Source organism: Carboxylicivirga longa (assembly GCF_050589825.1).
In the GTDB taxonomy this organism is placed as follows: Bacteria; Bacteroidota; Bacteroidia; order Bacteroidales; family Marinilabiliaceae; genus Carboxylicivirga; species Carboxylicivirga longa.
The window spans coordinates 12,480-32,810 of record NZ_JBNGOZ010000001.1 but is presented as its reverse complement, the minus strand read 5'-3'; the positions used below and the strand labels follow the sequence as shown (position 1 = coordinate 32,810).

The window sequence follows — 20,331 nt, the reverse complement described above, 5'->3', positions numbered from 1 at the left end:
TAACAATGTCTCTATACCCCAGTAGTTATTAATTCACCAAGATTATTTAATTATTCCGTCATGAACTAATGTTGTTTGCAAGGGAACAAAATTTTGCATTACAGTATCTGGCGAAACCTGCCAAAGTCTGAATCCAAAAGGTTTATTGTCGAAATTTCTACTGAGCGTTTCTCCACTTACCATTTGAATATTGTCATAATTGTTAATGATTAACTTGTGAGCATGACCTGATAAGTAAGCAACAACATTGTTTCGTGAAAATAATGCCAGCAGCTCTTGCCTTTTAAGGGATGGAAAGTTAAAATACCCTTCCTCCTCTTCAGGCTTTTCAGAAAACAAGGGATAATGCCCAACTACAACTACAGGATAATTCTTAGCGCTTTGATTCTTTAAAGTCTGCTTAAACCAAAGATCATGTCTATCTGACTCATTACCGGAGTTTCCTTTCCACAATTGGCTATTGGTCACTATAAATGAATATCCTTTATGATGAAATTCATAATAATCCTTTCCGATCGTTTTACGATAATAAGTAAGCGTACTATCTGTCGGATTATTTCCAACATCATGATTTCCCGGGGCATTATAACATGGCATTTTCAAACCTGCAGCAATTTTTTTAAAGTCTGAAAATGTACTGTCAACTGGAATATTAACAAGGTCGCCACACACAATCACAAAATCTGGGTTGAGTTCATTAATTTGAGCAACAGCTCGCTTGAACTTATCAACATCATTCTCATAACCCTCAGAATCAAAGCCTAACTGAGTATCGCATAATTGAACAAAAGAAAAAGACTCATCTTCTTTTTCTGTACATGAGATACTGAATATAAGCACCGCAATTAGTAAATATTTATTGATTTGTAGCTTCATAATACTATTCTTTTATAATTGTTGATTATAGTCTTATTATAAGACTATAAGGATGTACTTTTTATCTCCATGGACGTTTGTGAAACCAGTCCAGGTATAAAATTTTTCAAGATTAAAGTGATGCCTGTATTTTCGCCAGCGGCCTGTCGCATGATGTCGTAAGGCGATTTAACCTTACCAACTTCCCAAAAGGAGCGGAGCCAATGCGCATATTTGTTTTACCTTTTCATGAAAGCCAAATCAAAGATTTGGCGGTGTTCAAAAACCCCACTCAACTTCCTAAAAATCATTGTACCCATATGCTTTATTCTAGCGTGTTGTAGCCTGAGCTTTATCTATTATTATGATTGTATCTAACTTATTCGCTGAAATAATTTCATTGAGTTGCATACGATTTAGTTTAAATTCAACAGAATCAGTATTAATTAGAATTTTTCTTATTTCATTGAATTCTTTCTTCATATTATGATATTCTATATAACTTGAATTTGAAGAGCTTATTGAAATAAATATTGAAATCAAGGCAATACCAACTGAAATAATTGATAAATACAACGTTCTTCTTGACAATCTAATCGCCTGTCTATTAAAGAAAGCCGAAGAAGCGACACTTTGAAAAGTTCTATTTCTCAATGCTTCAATTCCAGCTTCAGTAATTGAAAAAGACTGTTGTTCTTGGTTTCTTAATTCTGGAATATGCTCCAAGTCTATTAGTCCAATAGAAACCATTTCTAACAAGTATATATTCAATTGTTTCACAGACGCGCTCAACAAACTAGGATTGCTTTTCTCAACAACATATTCAAACAATTCCTTAGAAAGCATTTTTTCGTTAAAAGTCAATGCCTCTAAAATAAGAAATTGCGCATAACTCTGAGCGAAAAAATTAAATTCTATTTTATCGTCTTTCATATTTCACTTCTTAATAGTTTCTTGTTTTAGATAATTCTACTCATCTGTAGCAGCTTTGGCTACAACGGCCTGCCGTATGATGCGCAGCCTGTGTTGCGCCTGCGGCAAGCTATGCATTATTACGGTTTGTTATGGCATGTTATTTTTTAGTTTTAAACTTAAGCTTAAAGCTTTCTTTAAGAGGAAACTTATATCGATCGACATTAAATGGCGGATGGAAATGAAGCGCGTAATCAGTATCGCTTTCTAAAACAACCTTAACACTCAAAATTGTATGCTGCTGGTCTTTCCACTCCACCTCCAATTCCGGTGGATTGCCCTTATCAGAAATACCATAACTTGCCATCGGCCTATCGTATTCGATTATAATTTCGCTTAAGCTTGGTGATACATCTTTAGCTCCATTAGTAATTGATGAACTTATAATACGCGGGCAGTTACTATTATAATTTTTAAGAAGCTCCTCAGGTAATAATGAATTCTGCAAACTCACAACTTGCGGCATAAAATCATCAAGAGTTGCATATTTTTCACGATTGCTGGTATAATTATTAAAGCTCTGATAAAGAGTATCAATCCACAAAAAACCATTAGCCTGTTCACTGAGCAACATTCTATCAATAGAAGTTTCATCTACTCCCGTATCTTCAAAATATCTAATCGTACTGGCCCTAACCAATATTTCATTAATCATAGTTTGCGATGAACCATAGGCTTGTCTGCGCATTAACTTTGAAACAGTTTTATAAAATTCGGTTGCCTTTGGTTCCATTTGCGGGATATACTTTTCTCCCAATTGATTGCAAAATGAATGGCAAAATTCGTGAACTAAGGTTCCCTTTTGATTGGCATGATATTTAGGAGTTCCACGGCTGTCTGTTTCCCATGCACAAAGAATAGAATAGATGTTTTCTTCTCCTGATTTGGCTAATGTTTTGGGACCATAGTTTCCATAATTTAGTAAACTAAGAACAATGTGATATTTGCCCTTTGGCTGGTATCCATAAAAGTTCTCGAACCATTCTATATCTAGCGACTGACTAATATTACCAAAGCGCTCTTCTGCAATTTCATACAGCGGTTTGTTTCTATTAAAGAATTGTTTGAACTCGCTTTTGCTGTAAAAATCAGAAAGTTTAGTGACGAAATTGTCGCTGTACTTCCCCCAACGGTTATCGAGGTTTTTACGCGTTAAGGATTCATCAAATCGTATTGTGTTATTATCAATGCGCAAATGAATTGCCATGGACATAACAGCATCATAGGCAACACCATTTTTCTTACGTAGCTTTTGGGCTAGTTTTACCACTTCATGATTTTTATACTGATTGAAGTAGGCATCTACGGAATCAGAATACAACTTTATTGAATTATTGATGTATTCGGGTGATTCAGCCAATCGAAAAACAACGCTTAATAATTCTATTCGTTCATCAAATTTTGGAACTAACTTATTCTGAGCTAATAATGAGCTGCTCAATAATAAAGATAGGAAGATAGTTAGTTGTCTCATAGTATAGTTGGTTTAGTTTTTAATTTGCCATAACTCCCCAATACAAATCATATTATTTATATTGCCCTTGAAGCTACATAATATATTTAATATACCTATGGACTAATTGGCATTTGATAAGGCTGCTCCGCATCGCCACAAGAAACAGGCTTTCTGCTGACCCCCTTCATACATGCAAGCTCTCCATTGCTAAAATTCTCTGTAAAACAATAAAAGCCGCTATATCGAAAAAGATACAGCGGCTTTTATATATTAAGTACAAACAAATATTACACGTTAATCATCATCGGCATCAACAGCATCAACTCATCTTCGTTTTCATTATTCTCAAAGGGCAGAAGAATACCGGCTCTTGAAGGATCCGATAATTCAAGAATCACATCAGTGGAATTCAGATTATCGAGGATATCAGCCAAGAAGCCCGACTTAAAACCAATTTCCATCTGATCGCCTTCGTACTGACAGCTTAATCGCTCGTGTGCCGAGATGCTAAAGTCAATATCCTGCGCCGACACCACCATTTCACCGGGCGTCATCTTCAGCTTCACCAGATTACTGGCCTGATTAGAGAAGATGGATACACGTCCCAGGGTGTTATGAAACTCACTGCGATCGATGATCACCTTGTAAGGATTATCCTGTGGTATCACTGCATTATAACTTGGGTAATTACCCTCCACCAAGCGACACACTAACTTATAGTTGGGCAGGGTAAAAAAGGCATTCTTATCATCAAACTCAATGGATACATCACCACTCTCCTTAGGCAATACATTCTTAAGCAATCCTGCCGGCTTTTTGGGTAAAATAAAGGATGCTGTAAATTCAGTGGTGGCATCCAGGCGACGGTAACGCACCAGCTTGTGCGAGTCAGAAGCCACAAAAGTCATATTATCGGGCGACAGCTCCACCAAAATACCATTCATCACCGGACGCAACTCATCATCAGCTGTAGCGAACAAAGTTTTATTGATACCTGACTCAAGAAGGTCAACCGGCACTTGCAGTCCCGAACTCTTGTCTGCATCCAGTGTTGGCAATTCCGGAAAGTCTGCTCCATCTTGCCCCACAATACTAAACTTACCCTTTTCAGTAATGATATCAACACCAAAAGTATCCATGTTAATTTCAAAATTCAAGGGCTGCTCAGGAAATTTCTTTAGCGTCTCCAGTAAAATACGCGAAGGCAATGCAATTACCCCATCCCCATCGGCATTTTCAAGCATCAGCGACGTTACCATGGTCACCTCCAGGTCAGACGCTGTCATCACCAGTTTACTGTCTTTCAGATCCAATAAAAAATTATCAAGGATTGGTAATGTACTTTTATTACTAATCACACGACTAATAGCTTGCAGATGCGATAGTAATTCCGTACTGGAAACTACAAATTTCATAGGTTATTTCGTTATTAGTTTTTATCAAATATATCAAAAAAACAGATAATTACGACTATTCACTTCGTCTTTTGAATGAATAAATGCGTAGGTATGCAAGATACGAAAAAAGGCATGGCTGCAAAGCCCTGTTTTCTTTAATTTTTCATGAGTTATTAACAATAGCAAACAAGCCGCGATAGACAATCGAAACAAGACAAAGCAAGCCGGTAACACACCATATTTTATCGGCCAAAGCGGCGATAACGAAGGTACACAAACAGGATACTACCCAATAGCACAAGCACGATGGGCAAGCCCACATTAAGCCACTTCCAGCTAGCCGTGCCCTGCGATAACTTTTGTTTATCGAGCAATCGCAATGTAAGGTGACGCCCCCGTAGGGCCATCCACCCTTCATCGTCGCATAGGTAATTAACAGCATTTACAATGAAGTCCTTGTTACCATAGAGCATGCGCGAGCCTTCATCGTAACCCAACGGAAGTATTTGCGGATTAGCCTGCTGCTTAAAGCGTACTTTATTACGGATAATATCACCATCGGCCACCACAAGCATTTTGGTGGGCACACTCTTGCCCCTGAACTTATCCACTCCCGTAAGACCTGCCGGCACCTGACGATTGGCAAAAACCGAAGGAAACCGCCCCTCCTGAACAAGGGCCACCGCCTGATGCGATGCGTTAAACTCACTCTGCTTAGGCTGCTTATTCACATCGGCCATGGAAATAAAAACCGGTGTTTGATTCACCTTGGTATATTGCGAAGTACGCAGTAAGACCTGACGGCTTAGCTCCAAACCAACACCCACCGTATCTACGGTGCCCGTAAAAGACCCCCGCACCAGATTAATATTACGTGTGATAACGTGATTTTGCGCCGATGACAACAGCGGACTATACAGCCACGGAACAGGCACCATCTGCGGCTGCCCCTGCGGCCTGGCATTGAGTATAATACGACCCGCCTGCACATCCTCCACAACTACCGGATTAACACGTACTCCGTATTTGAAAAGCTGATCATCTAAATTCACATCGTTATACAAACCGATAGTTTGCGGTGACGAGCGCAGACTGTCCAGCGTCAGTCTCACAGCATCCATCAGGTAAAGAATGCGCCCGCCCTGCATCAGGTATTGATCAAGCACGTACTTTTCCTTCTCGGTAAAAGGCTGGGTGGGCTTGGCAATAATCACCGCTTTGTAAGGCTTTAAAATACCGGCATCACTACCTATCTGTCCCCTATCCACCTGATAGTAGGCCGACAAAGCATCGGTAGCTTCAATCACCTCCAACTCATCCAGCTCGCCATGCCCCTCCAAAAAAGCAATGCGTGGCTTCTCACGGCTCAGCAAGCGCTTAAAGGCATTGGTAAATTTATACTCCAGGCCTTCAATGGAGGTATTCAGATTCTCAGCGCCACTGCGCGAAGGCAGGTTATCCAATAGGTTAACACCCACTATCCGATCCTGATAATACACAAGGGCATAGGGAAAAACATTAGATTGTATCTGGCGGCCATCCTCAGCACTCTCAAACACCGCCTGGGGCTCAAAACCATATTCCGCCAAAGTCTCCATCAGTGCTTTGCGATCATCGGCTCCGCCCTTATCGGGGTTGACAAACTCGAAATACATGGAAGTGCCCCCTTCCGACTTGAACTCTTCCAGCATCTCGCGCGTAGCATTGGATAAACGCCGGAATCCACTGTTCAGGTTGCCATCCAGATACACCTTGACATATAGCTCCGACTCCAGCTCCTGCATAAAGCGCTGTGATGTTTCCGTTAATGTGTAACGCTTCTCGCTGGTCAGGTCGATGCGAAAGAAAAACTGTTGACTTATCCAGGCAATAACCAGCAAGGCAGCCAACAAAAGAGTCACTTGAATAAGTTTTTGGGTTTGATTGAAACGAATAGACATAGGAACAACAAAATATTAGCGCTTGTTACGGAGCAGTGACAATTTGGTTAAATATAGAAAGAAGAACACCAGGGAAGTCAGATGCACAAGGTCGCGCGAATCGATTACACCGCGGCTCAGCGAGCGGTAATGACTATCGATGCCCAGGTAACTGATTAGCTCGCGATAGTTCTCCAAGGCCGGCAAAGAAGCCAGTGTATCAAAACCATCATAAAACATAAAGGCGAGGAGCACAGCCAACACAAAGGCCACAATCTGGTTCTCGGTGAGCGAGGAGGCAAAAACGCCAATGGAAACATACACAGCCGCTAAAAACAAAAGGCCAATGTATGAGCCCCAGGTACCTCCCATATCCATATTCCCAACAGGCAGCCCCAGCTGATATACGCTAAACACATAAATAAGCGTAGGCACCAGGCTGATAATAACCACAGACAGCCCTGCCATAAACTTGGCACTCACAATCTGCATGGGTGACACGGGTCGTGTCATCAGCATATCAAGGGTACCCATTTTTTTCTCATCAGCAAAAAAACGCATGGTAACCGCCGGCACCAGAAACAAATACACCCACGGTGCGATGTAAAACAAAGAGTCAAGGCTGGCATATCCGGCATAAAGAATATTCAGCTCATTGGGGATGAGCCAAAGAAATAAACCTGTGAGTAGTAGAAATACCGAAACGACTAGGGCGCCGGTTACTGAACTAAAAAATACAGTTAATTCACGCTTAAATAATGCAATCATAGGCAATTATCTTTCCTGTTTGTTTTTTAGATCTGCTTTAAGGGCAGTCAACATCAGCTGTGCGGTACGCCTACTCGATCCCGCTTCCCCCATGCGACGATGCAACTCCTGGTAGTCGTCCATCATGGCCTGACGCCTTGGTCCTTCCTGCAGCAGCAGACCAAGCTCCTGCTCCAGCTTAGCAAGTGAGAAGTCACGTTGAAATAACTCCCGTACCGCTTCTTTTTCCAAAATTAAATTAACCAGTGAAATATGCGGTACCTTAATTACTAATCTTGCCACCCAATCGGTAAAAGCTCCCCCCCACATGCGGTAACACACTACCTGCGGACAGTCTAGAAGTGCTGTCTCCAACGTAGCCGTTCCGGAGGTAACAAGCGCTGCTCTTGCCTGTTGCAGCAGCGAATAAGTCTCGCCTGTCACTAGCGCCACATCGGCATCTCCCACAAACGGTTTATACTCCTCCACACTAAAGGAAGGAGCCCCGGCAATCACAAACTGATAATCCGGAAACTTATCCACCATCTGAAGCATGGCAGGCAGATTGTAGCTTATCTCACCCTTACGGCTACCGGCCAGCAAGGCCACCTTGGGGCGCTCATCCAAGCCATTTCGCTTGATAAAATCAGCGAAGGATTCATTTTTATTCGGTCGGTTATCAATGGCATCCAGCACCGGGTTGCCACTGTACTGCACCTCTACCCCATGCGCCTGAAAAAATTTGGTCTCGAAAGGCAAAATGGTAAACATACGATCCACACTGGCCTTTATCTTTTTTACGCGACTCTGATTCCAGGCCCACACCTTGGGCGATATATAGTAATATACCAAAATATTATGAGCATGAGCAAAACGCGCCATACGCAGGTTAAAACCGGCATAGTCAACCAATATGAGCACATCGGCTTTATAGGCTAACAGATCATCCTGGCAACTCTTAAAATTCTTTTTTATGGTATTCAGGTTCGTCAGCACATCCCAAAGCCCCATAACAGCCGTATCTTTATAATGACGCACCAGCGTCCCGCCCTGTGCAGCCATTAGGTCGCCGCCCCAGAAACGAAACTCAGCCGTTTCGTCCTGCGTTTTAAGAGCCTTCATAAGATTGGCTGCATGTAAATCGCCTGACGCTTCGCCGGCAATGATATAGTAACGCATAGTATAGCTTGTTTTAGCTTACATCAGAAAACGCAATACAAACACGGCAATGGCATACAGTATGGTAGATGTAACAATGCCTCGTGCCGCCAGCAAACGCTCCTTATTAACTGCAATGAAAAATACGAGCAGGTTGGGCAGCACACTCACACTCAGGAGGCGCCCCATATTACCTGTCCTCACCAATTGGCTGAGAAACGATCCATAGACCAGGTCGCCCCGGTAAACAAAAAAATAGAGTACTAAAGACATGATAATTGGCAGAACAAGGCCAATTACCATGCCGATATACAGTTTATTGCATTTACAATTCATAGTTTTGCTCCTTCATATAGGACAAGAGATTGTAATTGGTAGCATCCAGATGACAAGGCACAATAGAGGCATAACCCTTGCTTAGAATGTACTCATCGGTATCTCTGGCCTCAGGTTCCAGGTTTTCAAAATGTCCGGTTAACCAGTAATAGGTACGTCCCCGTGGATCCTGCCGCTCACTGAATTCCTCAACCCATTTTCCTTTGCTCTGGCGCACCACACGGGCCCCCTTAACCGGGTTAATATCAGGGATATTCACATTAATAAAGGTGCCCACCGGCAACTTATCCTCCAGCACCGACTTCACAACATGACTGGCAACTTTAACAGCCTCACTGAAATCAGCATCATAACGATAGTTCAACAAAGAAAAACCCACCGCAGGTATTTGGTTGAGCGCTCCCTCACGCGCAGCCCCAACGGTGCCTGAATAGTGCAGGCTAATGCTGGAGTTGGTACCGTGATTAATGCCTGATACCAATAAATCGGGTTTGCGATCGAGCAGGACATTAATGGCCAGCTTAACACAATCGACAGGTGTTCCGTTCACCTTATACAGCTTCAGACCCTCTTTTTCTTTCACCAACTTAGCATACAAGGGTGATTTTACCGTAATGGCGTGCGACATACCCGAATACGATTCATTGGGCGCCACCACTACTACATCACCAATCTGCATCAACATTTTCACCAATGACTCTAACCCTCCGGCCTTAATACCGTCGTCGTTAGTTACTAAAATCAAAGGTCGTTCCATCTCAGTTTTCGACATATAAACATTCCTTTTAACCGACCAAAGATAGGCATATTGTATCAATTCCCATGCGCCCCTGCCCTTTCTTCGCCCGAAAGGCCGTTGGGCGCCTGGCGCTATTTCTGGTCGCTATCCACCAAAGTACCTGTTGTCCGGCACGCATACATTCTCATCTGAAAATCATAAAAACACGGGCAAATAATTAGTTTACAGCAGTCAAAATAATTACTTTTGTTTGCTCTTTTTGAAAGAGAGGAAAGATACATACGTATCATTTTGATGTTCAACAAATAATGATTTTAGACGAATGAATATTTCATACAACTGGCTAAAGAATTACCTGAATATTGATTTAGCGCCTGAGAAGGCCTGCGAAATACTGACTGACATCGGACTTGAGGTGGGTGGAATGGAAGAAGTACAATCAATAAAAGGTGGATTGGAAGGCCTGGTGATTGGTGAGGTGTTAACATGCGAAAGGCATCCGAATGCCGACAAACTGAGTGTTACTACCGTTGATGTTGGTGGCGAAGAATCCTTGCCCATTGTATGTGGCGCACCCAATGTAGCAGCTGGCCAAAAAGTGCTTGTGGCAACGGTGGGCACCGTGCTTTACAGCGATGATGACAGCTTTACCATTAAAAAGTCTAAAATCAGAGGGGAGCTATCCATGGGCATGATCTGTGCCGAAGACGAAGTGGGCTTAGGCGCCGGCCATGATGGAATTATGGTTTTGCCGGCTGAGCTGAAGCCCGGCACCCTGGCGAAAGATTATTTTGCCGTAGAAACCGATACCGTTATTGAGATTGACCTAACCCCCAACCGGGTAGATGGCGCTTCTCATTATGGTGTAGCACGCGACCTGGCTGCCTACCTGAAACAGCAAAACAATGATGTTTCACTCACCCTACCATCGGTGGATGACTTTAAAGTAGATAATACCAACTACCCCGTAACGGTGAAGGTGGAAAACACCGAGGCTTGTCCGCGCTACTGCGGCCTTACCATCAGTGATGTTACCATTCAGGAGTCACCCGAGTGGTTACAGAATAAATTAAAAGCCATAGGCCTAAGCCCTATCAATAACGTGGTGGACGTAACCAACTTTGTGCTTCACGAAGTAGGACAGCCCCTTCACGCCTTTGATGGCGATGCCGTTGCCGGCAACCAGGTGATTGTTAAAACACTGAGCGATGGCACATGCTTTGAAACACTGGATGAAGTTAAACGTGAGCTATCAGACAAAGACCTGATGATATGCAACGCCGAAGAAGGTATGTGTATTGCCGGTGTATTTGGCGGCAATAAAAGCGGGGTGACAGAAAAAACAACAAAGATATTTCTTGAGAGTGCCTACTTCAATCCTGTGTGGGTGCGTAAAACGGCCAAACGCCATACATTAAGCACCGATGCCAGCTTCCGTTTTGAACGTGGCATTGATCCTAACATAACGGTATATGCGCTAAAACGTGCTGCTCTATTGATCAAGGAAGTTGCCGGCGGTACTATCTCAAGCGAAATTACAGATAACTACCCTACACCCATCAATCCCTTCGAGGTAAATGTAAGCTACCACAATATCCATCGCCTCATTGGTAAGTCGCTTTCGAAAGACACTATCAAAAGTATTCTGGTAGCACTGGATATCGAGATCACGAACGAAACCGATACTGATCTGAAGCTATTGGTACCTCCTTATCGGGTTGATGTGCAGCGCGAGGCCGACATCATTGAAGAAATATTACGCATCTATGGCTATAATAACATAGAGATGCCATCATCGGTGAACAGCACTATTGTATATTCACAAAAACCCGATGACCATAAATCGAAAAACTGCATAGCTAACCAATTGACAGCACAGGGCTTCAGTGAGATTATGTGCAACTCATTAACCAAGGCTGCCTACTACGAAGCAAGCAAGACTTACCCGCGCGAAAACGTGGTGGAGCTCGCTAACCCACTGAGTAATGACCTGAACGGAATGCGTCAGACCCTCTTATTCGGAGGCCTTGAGTCTATACAGCACAACATCAACCGACGCAGTGGCGACCTTAAGTTTTTCGAATACGGTAACACCTATCATTATGCCGATGGCAGCGATAAAAGTGACCTGAGCAGCTACAACGAAGAGCAAAAGCTCGCACTGTTTATGGTGGGTAATAAAGCTACAACCAACTGGAATACGCCGGAACAAAAAACCAGCTTTTTCGATCTTAAGAACCAGGTTGAGAACATCCTGATTCGTTTGGGTCTTTCCTTCAGTGATTTTAAGGAAGAAGAGACCAAGTGCGATTTGTTTGCCGAAGGCTTATCCTTAGCGCAAGGTGATAAATCAGTGATTGATTATGGCTTGGTAGACAATAAAATACTGAAAAGCTTCGATATTGATGTCGTAGTATATTTTGCCGAAATTAAATGGGATATCATCCTGAAAAAAAGCAGCAAGAAAACCGTTACCTTCACCGAGATACCTAAATTTCCGGAGGTAAAACGCGACCTGGCACTGGTAATCAATAAAGATGTGAAGTTTGAACAGGTAAAACAAATTGCCCTGAAAACAGAAAAGAAACTTCTTAAGCAAGTATCTTTATTCGATGTATTTGAAGGCGAGAAACTGGGAGCCGACAAGAAATCATATGCCGTTAGCTTTATTCTCCAAGACGAGAATAAAACACTGAACGACAAACAGATTGATAAAATAATGAAGAAAATGATGAGCACCTACGAAAGAGATTTGGGCGCGCTTATCAGAAAATAATATTAAAGAGCATCAACAGGAAAGGCGAAAACAATGTTTTCGCCTTTTTTAGTGTACAAAAAAAAGGAACTATCACTAGCTCCTTCTTTCTTCCTAACCTTAACTCAAAAATCCAAATCTATGAAAAAAATCTAACTAATATTTAAACACCTTAATACTTAAAAGGTTCAATATAAGACAAAAAAAGAGGAATGCTTGACTTTTCAAACATTCCTTCTTCAACCTAACCTTAACCCTAACTTATGAAGAAAGCTTCATAAATCCTTATACTCAATTCGCGAAATCTAAGTTCAATAATAATTGCACAAATGTCAATCTCTTAAACCTTTTTAACACTAATTAAATACACCAAGCATTAAATGATTCAGACATAACGAATATTTACATATTTTAACACATGCAAATATGTGACTTTTTCCAATAAATAAAAACAATTGGCAGAAAAAACATAAAAAAACCACGGCCTGCCTGCTAGCGGCAACCGTGGTTTATTATTTCATTCGCTCTCCTTACCGGGACTATTTCAAACCAAGCTTTTTCTTCAAATCTTTAGTAAGGGCGTTTTTATTAATCATGATAGACATAGTTTTGTACTTCACAAAGGCCTCTGAGGCATAGAAATAACCATCGTACTTATTATTGGTATTCCATGAGTTTTTCACCTTAAAATACTTGGTACCATTCTGATCTTTTACCATACCGGTAATCTGCATACCATGGTCGTCGGTGGTTTGATAATTATCGTAGGCTTCCTGACGCATCTCCTGGGTGATTACTTTTTCTTTCACCGGCTTATCAAAGCTATACATCATTTTATTACGGTCAGCACGCGACATACTTTCCCAGCGGGCACGCTCCGAACCCGACATCTCTTTACTATCACTCTCTGGAACAATGGCTACCCCGTTGGTATGAGAAAAGCCTTTCTCGCTCACATCAGCAGCCCAGCCAATGCTATAACCCTGCTCCAGGGAATGCTCAAAAATTGTCATCAGATCATCCAGTGTTACATTATACACTTCGCCCCACAACCAGTTATCGGGTACCTCAATAATAAAAGTATCATAAAAAGGATGGTGCGTATAAGAAGAAACCTGAATGTAATCATCCATATCCAAACCTACCTTCTCTTTCATGTAGGTTTGTGGTGTATAGGTTTTGCCATCTACCTCAAACGATGCAGGCTCCTCGCCCAGATAGGCATCCAAAACGCCATCGAAACCCTTCTTCCAGGCCGTACTTAATTTCTTATTCTTATTTTTGATAACAGCGTCTACATAACCCTTTAGAACAGCATCCATCTCACCATGCACATGGGACTCTTCACCATATTGCAAGCCATTGTAAGCTTCTTCGGGTACCATACCGTACTTCTTCATTACATACACTGCATCGTGAAAAGCACCACCGGGACTAAAGTTAAGCGAACCATGCAAACGCACATATTTTTCAGCCTTATCGGCATAACAGTGGCGCACCACAAACATTTCTGACAGGTTAGCAGGCTCCTTGCCAATGCGTATCATCTCAGACTCGAAAAAACCCAAAGCTGAGAAGCTCCAACAGGTTCCGGAACGATGCTGATCTTTAACACTGGTGGCCTCCAAATCATAAATCGTTTCAAATTGATAGGTCTCTACCTTGTCCTGCGCAAAAACCGACAAGCAAAAAATACTTAGTAGTAATGTTGATAATTGTTTCATAACGATATAATTAATTCAATTTAATTCTGTATTTAATCAGATATTGTGAGTTGTAGGGACAACGAAACACCAACCCACAAATAAACAAAAGATGCGTCAGCTGAATAATGACATTATTCATAACTCAACGAAGACAAGCTGAGGCATTCGTTTCCGACGATTGCTGTTCCTGCATTTTAGGTCAGAATATTCTACCAAGCCAGAAATAATGCTAATACTATTCCGGCTTGTCCCCGTTGGGTAGCGCCAGCTCATGCAACACCTGGCGCCCATTACCAATCATTTGTGCCGCACTCTCACGTGGTATGCGGTTAATCACAAAGTCACTGAGCACCTCATCCAGCTTCTCCAATCGCTGCTGAGCAACTACATCTCCTTTTGCTAGTTCCTGATCGCGTATCATACGCAGCTTCTCATAATCCTGAATACCTTCGATCAATCGTTCATAACGAATAGAACTGCGACCCTCGGGATAAATTAAGAAGTTACCCCCCGAGGACTGCTTACTTACGCGTGCATCGAGCAATGGCTTATCCAGCCAATTATTAAAATCCTTTACGTGCAAGCCGTCAATACCCTGGGCCATAGCATACCACCCCAACCATGCTGCTTCGGACGATGGTGAATGCAAAAAGATATTGGGCACACGATTATTAGCATCCAAATGAAAAAAGGAAGCCTGTCCTTGCTGATTGCGAATCTTAAACCACTCCTTCAGGTTACTGTACTGTGCCGGCACATTGGCCGCAAACACGCCATCCATCAGCCCGGGGGTCCACTCCTGCACCAACAGCTCTAACTTAACATCGGGTTGAATACCCTGCAGCACCTGCTTAACACCTTCAACAGCTTTCATATTATCCGATCCGTAGGCAAACACACTACGATCGTACCAACCTTTCGATTCCAAGTGACTTATTACTGCCTCCAGACACTGACTTAAGAGGACTTTATCTTCCTGCACACTTATAGTACGGTGCACATACCCATTGACCTGAGGATCAAACACAGCAATACAGTGTTCGTCATTAAAAAACACATTACATTCGATACGCGCAGATATACCCTGCTGCATCATAAAAGACACCCATTGGTCAAAATGAGTAAAATCAGCATCAAGTCCTTTTTCCTGCACTGTCCATTTAATGAGCGGTGACTCATACTTTATGTCCTCCAAAGAGCTAAATATATTGGTGGTAATTGTCTTTTGGCCGGCACGTTTCAATAAGGCCACATAAGGATCCATCACATCAAAATGAGCCGGCGACCAAGAAGTCACCTTGTGCCAACGTGCTATTGAAAGCGGATTTATGGCAAGGTTTGTCTGGAATGACCATAGATCAACCGGCGGCATCTTCTTATCGATTACCTTTAAGGTAAGACGCAATTCCTGGGGCGAATTCTTCTTCGAGTACACTTTCAGGGAGGTGCGATACACTCCGGCAGTCATATCATCTGGGAGGTTCAGGGTAATCCACAAAGGCCTTACCGATCGGGCCTCCATATTCATACACGGCAGCTGATCCAGCATATCGGGCATCAGGCAGCCTTGCTGATCATCGGCTAAGGTATCGCCCGCAGGCACAAAACCGGCATCACTCATGATATACCTCACAAAGTGAGTTTGTATAATATTGCGAGAAATAGTATCACCATTTGCCGATACCAGATCACCCCACTCACACTCAACCTGGTCCACATCGTAAGCGCTCCATATCACCGCTTGCAATGAAACACACTCGCCCTGCCAGGCCTGCACATTGGCATCTTTTATGACAGACAGCATGGGAACCTTCCCTTTTTTATATTTTTTATCCTTCGAACCATAGGAAAGATGCAAACCGCGGCCGGTAAGTTCCCAGGCTTCCACATCTATGGGCTCAGGATCGGCAGGCTCAACATAGGTGACATGCTTAATATCGGGACGCTGATTATAACAAGATACTACCAATAAGGAAAGTACAAACAAGCTCAGCAATAAGGATGACTTCATTTTAACCATACATTTATATTGAGCACAAATATAATTAATGCCCTGTCAAAACACTAAGGCCGGGCAATTACTTGCTGTAATTTGACGCGCTGCACCTTACCGGTTACCGTGCGGGGCAACTCACTCAGATAAACTACTTCGCGAGGCAGCTCATGGCGCTTCAGGTTCACTTGTTCAAAAGAAGGGCATGGAAAAGATGCATCAGCTTCGATGACCAGCACCAACCTCTGCCCCAACAGAGCATCCTCCTTCCACGACACAATGAAGGGATACGGTATCAAAGGCTTTAGGCGGGACTCTATGAGCTCGGGCACCACCTTAATGCCGCCCGTATTGATGATATTATCGTAGCGACCCAGCAGATGGAATTCGTTTTCCGACACCAGCTCCACCAGGTCGTTGGTAAGCAAACGATCCTCATTAAGCGCTGAAGGCTGAATAACGAGGCAGCCCCGTTCATCGGCCTCAATGGCAATGCCGGGCAACAAACGAAAAGGTACTGAAGGATCCTTCAAGGGACGCAGCGCAATATGAGAGACCGTCTCTGTCATGCCATAAGTCTCCCACACATTAATATCATTATGCTGAAGTGCTTTACGCACCTTATTGGATACAGCCCCTCCACCGATTATCAGACATCCAAGCTTGAACAGGGCTCCAGGATCCTTCTCCACCAGGGTAGCCACCTGCATAGGCACCATGGCTGCAAAATCAAGGCGGCGATTAATGCCCTTAAGAGGATGAGAGGAAACAGGTACCGAAAGCAGGTTAAGCCCCCCTACCAAAGCCCTTACCAACATCATTTTACCGGCAATATAGCGGGCCGACATACACAAAAGGGCTGTGGCACCCGGGGGCAAATCAAAAAAATCCAGGGTACGCTTTGCCGATGCTACCATGGCTGCCTTCCCCACCTCTATCAACTTAGGTTCACCGGTGCTTCCGGAGGTATGCAGCCGAATACTGGCTTCATCGCTCACCCAATCCTTTAAAAACTGTGCGATATGAACACTTTCATCATCGGCCTGTGCCATTAGCTGATCACTGAGCATCAGTAACTCCTGCCGACCCGAGTAACAACGATCGTTGAAAGTGAGCTTCTGATATTGAATAGCTATAGGATCTTTCATACCTGCTCACTAAAGGGGTTAGACCACATTCTTTCCGGTTGATAATAAAGCTGTTCCCCCTTGAGAAACAGTGGCGATGTCAGATTATTGGTGAACACTTGTCCCGTTCCTAAGCCCTGCCGCAGAGGGTTATTTTTCTGAAAGACCCACTGAGCAATGGCACTGAGTCCCAGGTTAGACTCCAGGGCTGAGGTGGCCCACCACCCTATTTGATGATTCTGGGCCAGCGCGATCCATTCATCAGCCGACTGAAATCCACCAATCAAACTGGGCTTCAAGATAATATACTGCGGCTTTATGTCTTTCAACAGGCTTTCTTTATCTGCCCTGTCAGAAATACCTATCAGCTCCTCATCAAAAGCAATGGGAATAGGCGATTGCTGGCACAGGGCATGCATGGCCTCCCACTGTCCGGCTTTAATAGGTTGTTCTATAGAATGGATATCGTAGGCCGACAAGGCCTCTAAACGCTCAAGCGCATTTTCCGGCGCAAAAGCACCATTGGCATCCACTCGCAACTCCAGATCATTTCGGCTGTAATGCTGCCGGATATGTTTAAGCAGGCTTAACTCTTTTTCAAAATCGATGGCACCCACTTTCAGCTTAAGACAGGAAAAACCATCCCGCAACTTTGCTTCAATACGTTTGAGCATGGTATCATGATCTCCCATCCATATTAATCCATTGATGGGGATAGATGCCTTGCCCTCAATAAAAGCACTGGGAAATAGTGCGTAGGCACTTTGCTGAGTTAATCCTTTCAAAGCCGTTTCAAGCGCAAAACGCAAGGCTGGATAAGCACGCAAGGTGGTGTGGTAGTTCTGGCAATAGTTGTTAATATTACTACATACCTGATGAATGACTTCCGGCAGCTCAGCCGTATCATCCGGACTCAAACCCGGTATCACCGAGCACTCACCCATGCCCACATCACCTTTCTCATTCTCCAGCCGTATAAACCAACTGGGCTTGGTCAGCAGCACACCCCTTGAGGTGCCGCCTGCCTCTTTGAATACAAGATCTCTCTTTATATAACTCGCACGTAACATAACTAACACATTACTAATCCACTGCCAAACAAAATAACATATAATAAAGTTGAAAGAGCCAGCTTTTTCAGCTCGGGATCAAAATTCTCTGCCGTCACGGCATGTCTTACTACGCTCAGATGGCGAATAAAAAGCGGCAGGGACAGGATAAATAAGTAATGAGGCCAGCAAAAGGTCTGTACCAAAACAAAAACCAAGGAACATAACATGGCCGTAATGATAAGTATAAAATGATAGCGCTTGGCCCATAGCAAACCATTCTTAACCACCAGGGTTCTTTTACCGGCTTGTGTATCGCTTTGTTCATCGCGCATGTTATTCAGGTTAAGTACACCAGAGCTCAACAAACCCACAGATAATGCAGGTAAAACTACCTCCCACTCCACTCTATGATGATGCAGATAAAAAGAACCGCCCACCCCCACCAGGCCAAAGAACAAGAGCACAAACAGATCTCCCAAGCCATTATAACCGTAGGGATTTTTTCCCATCGTATATTTCATGGCAGCCGCAATGGCCAGCAGACCTACTACAAAAAACAACAGACTGCCCATCTGCTGTAATGTTTGAAAAGCAGTAATAATAAGGGCAATACCGGAGATGAATGAAAACAGAACGAATAAAACGATAGCAACTTTCATGCGTTTAGGCGCTATCAAACCGGCCTGCACCATACGCTGTGGCCCTTGTCGCCCCGCATGATCGGCTCCATTAACCGTGTCGCCATAATCGTTAGCCAGGTTAGACAAGACCTGTAAAAACAAAGTAGTGAGTGACGCCCATAGAAGCACGGCCCAACTAAAAGAGCCGTAGAAAGCTGCCAAAAAACCTCCCATTATTATTGATGATAGAGCCAAGGGCAAGGTGCGCAGACGAAAGGCACTCACCCAGGCGCGTAGCTGAGTCATAATTTTCGTTGTTTTGCACAAAAGTAAGTTAATTGGGGCATATAGCAACATAACCCAATGCAGCCTTTGCGGGAAACTCAAATTTCATACTTCCTCTTATTGTGGCTAAAAACATATTTCCTATATCTTTGCCGGTTCAAGCATAACAGCATGATTCAGATAAAACACGACTTCCAACTCAAGTCTTTTAACACCTTTGGCTTTGACATAACAGCCGGGGAATACATTGCCTGCCACAATAATACCGAGGTAGCGAAAGCCCTCGCCTATGTGCAGCAACAAAACAAGCCTTTTCTGGTACTCGGCGGTGGCAGCAACATCCTATTCAGCCAAAATTTTGAAGGCACGATCATTCATCCTATAATGAATAATATTACCAAGGTGAGGGAGAATGAGGAATATATCTGGCTGGAGGCATCGGCCGGTGTGGTATGGGATGATCTGGTAGCCTACTGCGTGGATCGCAATTGGTATGGACTGGAAAACCTATCGTACATACCCGGAAATGTGGGCGCTTCTCCGGTGCAAAATATTGGTGCCTATGGCGTAGAGGTAAAAGACTGCATCGAAAGCGTGAAGGGGTATTACATAGCTGACGGCCATCCTTTTGAAATGAGCAATGCCGATTGCCATTTTGCCTATCGCCAAAGCATATTTAAAGGAGAACTGAAGAATAAGACTCTGATCACCTCCGTGATCTTTAAACTCAATAAGTCTGCCAGCTTTCATTTAAGCTATGGCCCGGTTAAAGAGCAGGTGCAAAAAAACGGCCGCCTGACTCTGAGTAATGTGCGCAATACCATTATTGATATACGCCGCAGCAAGCTACCCGAACCAGAGGAGCTGGGCAATGCAGGTTCCTTCTTTAAGAATCCGGTGATTAATTGTGAGGCCTTTTCCACCTTACAAGAACAACATGGCGATGTACCCCATTACCCACTCGACAACAGCATGGTAAAAGTACCCGCAGGATGGCTCATCGAAAAAGCCGGTTGGAAAGGCAAAAGCATGGGACGCGCTGCTGTTCACACCCAACAAGCTCTGGTACTGGTAAACAAGGGAGGAGCCACCGGTTACGAGGTACTTCATCTGGCCCAACAGATTATACAGGATGTACAAGCGATGTTTGGCATCAGTATTGAACCGGAAGTGAATATTTTATAAAGAAATTTTGACCAATCATACGATTTAAA

The 20,331-nt window shown here is 43.4% G+C and carries 16 protein-coding genes; 2 read left to right on the top strand and 14 right to left on the bottom strand.

Features of this window, described 5'->3' with window-relative positions; genetic code table 11:
* Window positions 1–42: 42 nt before the first annotated feature.
* The 9 genes from ACRD7A_RS00125 to surE all read right to left on the bottom strand — a co-directional run bounded on the left by ACRD7A_RS00125 (window position 43) and on the right by surE (window position 9,612).
* Window positions 43–876 (bottom strand): metallophosphoesterase, encoded by an 834-nt coding sequence (locus ACRD7A_RS00125; RefSeq protein ID WP_430809300.1) that lies wholly within the window; start codon window positions 874–876, stop codon window positions 43–45.
* Window positions 877–1,185: 309 nt separating this feature from the next.
* Entirely contained in the window at window positions 1,186–1,788 is a 603-nt protein-coding gene (locus ACRD7A_RS00120; protein ID WP_430809299.1) for a hypothetical protein, read from the bottom strand.
* A gap of 139 nt (window positions 1,789–1,927) precedes the next feature.
* On the bottom strand, window positions 1,928–3,301 hold the full coding sequence (locus ACRD7A_RS00115; RefSeq protein WP_430809298.1) for a DUF4932 domain-containing protein: 1,374 nt from the start codon (window positions 3,299–3,301) through the stop codon (window positions 1,928–1,930).
* Between the two features lie 269 nt (window positions 3,302–3,570).
* On the bottom strand, window positions 3,571–4,698 hold the full coding sequence (dnaN, locus tag ACRD7A_RS00110; RefSeq protein WP_430809297.1) for a DNA polymerase III subunit beta: 1,128 nt from the start codon (window positions 4,696–4,698) through the stop codon (window positions 3,571–3,573).
* A 224-nt stretch (window positions 4,699–4,922) separates the two neighbouring features.
* On the bottom strand, window positions 4,923–6,581 hold the full coding sequence (gldG, locus tag ACRD7A_RS00105) for a gliding motility-associated ABC transporter substrate-binding protein GldG (protein ID WP_430809296.1): 1,659 nt from the start codon (window positions 6,579–6,581) through the stop codon (window positions 4,923–4,925).
* A gap of 54 nt (window positions 6,582–6,635) precedes the next feature.
* Window positions 6,636–7,367 carry a gliding motility-associated ABC transporter permease subunit GldF gene (gldF, locus tag ACRD7A_RS00100; RefSeq protein WP_430809295.1) on the bottom strand — a complete coding sequence of 244 codons (732 nt, stop codon included), beginning with the start codon at window positions 7,365–7,367 and terminating at the stop codon, window positions 6,636–6,638.
* A gap of 6 nt (window positions 7,368–7,373) precedes the next feature.
* The gene (gene lpxB / locus ACRD7A_RS00095; RefSeq protein WP_430809294.1) at window positions 7,374–8,525 is read right to left on the bottom strand and encodes a lipid-A-disaccharide synthase; all 1,152 of its coding nucleotides are present in this window, start codon (window positions 8,523–8,525) and stop codon (window positions 7,374–7,376) included.
* A gap of 18 nt (window positions 8,526–8,543) precedes the next feature.
* Complete coding sequence (locus ACRD7A_RS00090) at window positions 8,544–8,840, bottom strand: hypothetical protein (RefSeq protein ID WP_430809293.1); 297 nt, start codon at window positions 8,838–8,840, stop codon at window positions 8,544–8,546.
* Entirely contained in the window at window positions 8,830–9,612 is a 783-nt protein-coding gene (gene surE / locus ACRD7A_RS00085) for a 5'/3'-nucleotidase SurE (protein WP_430809292.1), read from the bottom strand. The genes ACRD7A_RS00090 and surE overlap by 11 nt, the downstream gene beginning before the upstream one ends.
* A 289-nt stretch (window positions 9,613–9,901) precedes the next feature.
* Here surE and pheT point away from each other — a divergent pair, with 289 nt between their 5' ends.
* Window positions 9,902–12,355, top strand: a complete 2,454-nt coding sequence (gene pheT, locus ACRD7A_RS00080) for a phenylalanine--tRNA ligase subunit beta (protein WP_430809291.1) — start codon at window positions 9,902–9,904, stop codon at window positions 12,353–12,355.
* A 518-nt stretch (window positions 12,356–12,873) separates the two neighbouring features.
* Here the strand turns inward: pheT and ACRD7A_RS00075 are convergent.
* From ACRD7A_RS00075 to ACRD7A_RS00055, 5 genes are all read right to left on the bottom strand, one after another.
* A complete protein-coding gene (locus tag ACRD7A_RS00075) occupies window positions 12,874–14,058 on the bottom strand; it encodes a C1 family peptidase (protein WP_430809290.1) in 1,185 nt (394 codons plus the stop codon).
* A 217-nt stretch (window positions 14,059–14,275) separates the two neighbouring features.
* A complete protein-coding gene (locus ACRD7A_RS00070) occupies window positions 14,276–16,060 on the bottom strand; it encodes a DUF4091 domain-containing protein (protein WP_430817920.1) in 1,785 nt (594 codons plus the stop codon).
* Between the two features lie 44 nt (window positions 16,061–16,104).
* Window positions 16,105–17,181, bottom strand: coding sequence for an AMP-binding protein (locus ACRD7A_RS00065; protein ID WP_430809288.1), 1,077 nt, complete (start codon window positions 17,179–17,181; stop codon window positions 16,105–16,107).
* Window positions 17,178–18,230, bottom strand: a complete 1,053-nt coding sequence (locus tag ACRD7A_RS00060; RefSeq protein WP_430809287.1) for an o-succinylbenzoate synthase — start codon at window positions 18,228–18,230, stop codon at window positions 17,178–17,180. Before ACRD7A_RS00060 ends, ACRD7A_RS00065 begins: the two co-directional genes overlap by 4 nt.
* Before the next feature lie 2 nt (window positions 18,231–18,232).
* Window positions 18,233–19,138 carry a 1,4-dihydroxy-2-naphthoate polyprenyltransferase gene (locus ACRD7A_RS00055; RefSeq protein WP_430809286.1) on the bottom strand — a complete coding sequence of 302 codons (906 nt, stop codon included), beginning with the start codon at window positions 19,136–19,138 and terminating at the stop codon, window positions 18,233–18,235.
* 150 nt (window positions 19,139–19,288) lie between these two features.
* Between ACRD7A_RS00055 and murB the strand changes: the two genes are divergently transcribed.
* Complete coding sequence (gene murB / locus ACRD7A_RS00050; protein ID WP_430809285.1) at window positions 19,289–20,302, top strand: UDP-N-acetylmuramate dehydrogenase; 1,014 nt, start codon at window positions 19,289–19,291, stop codon at window positions 20,300–20,302.
* Window positions 20,303–20,331: the final 29 nt, after the last annotated feature.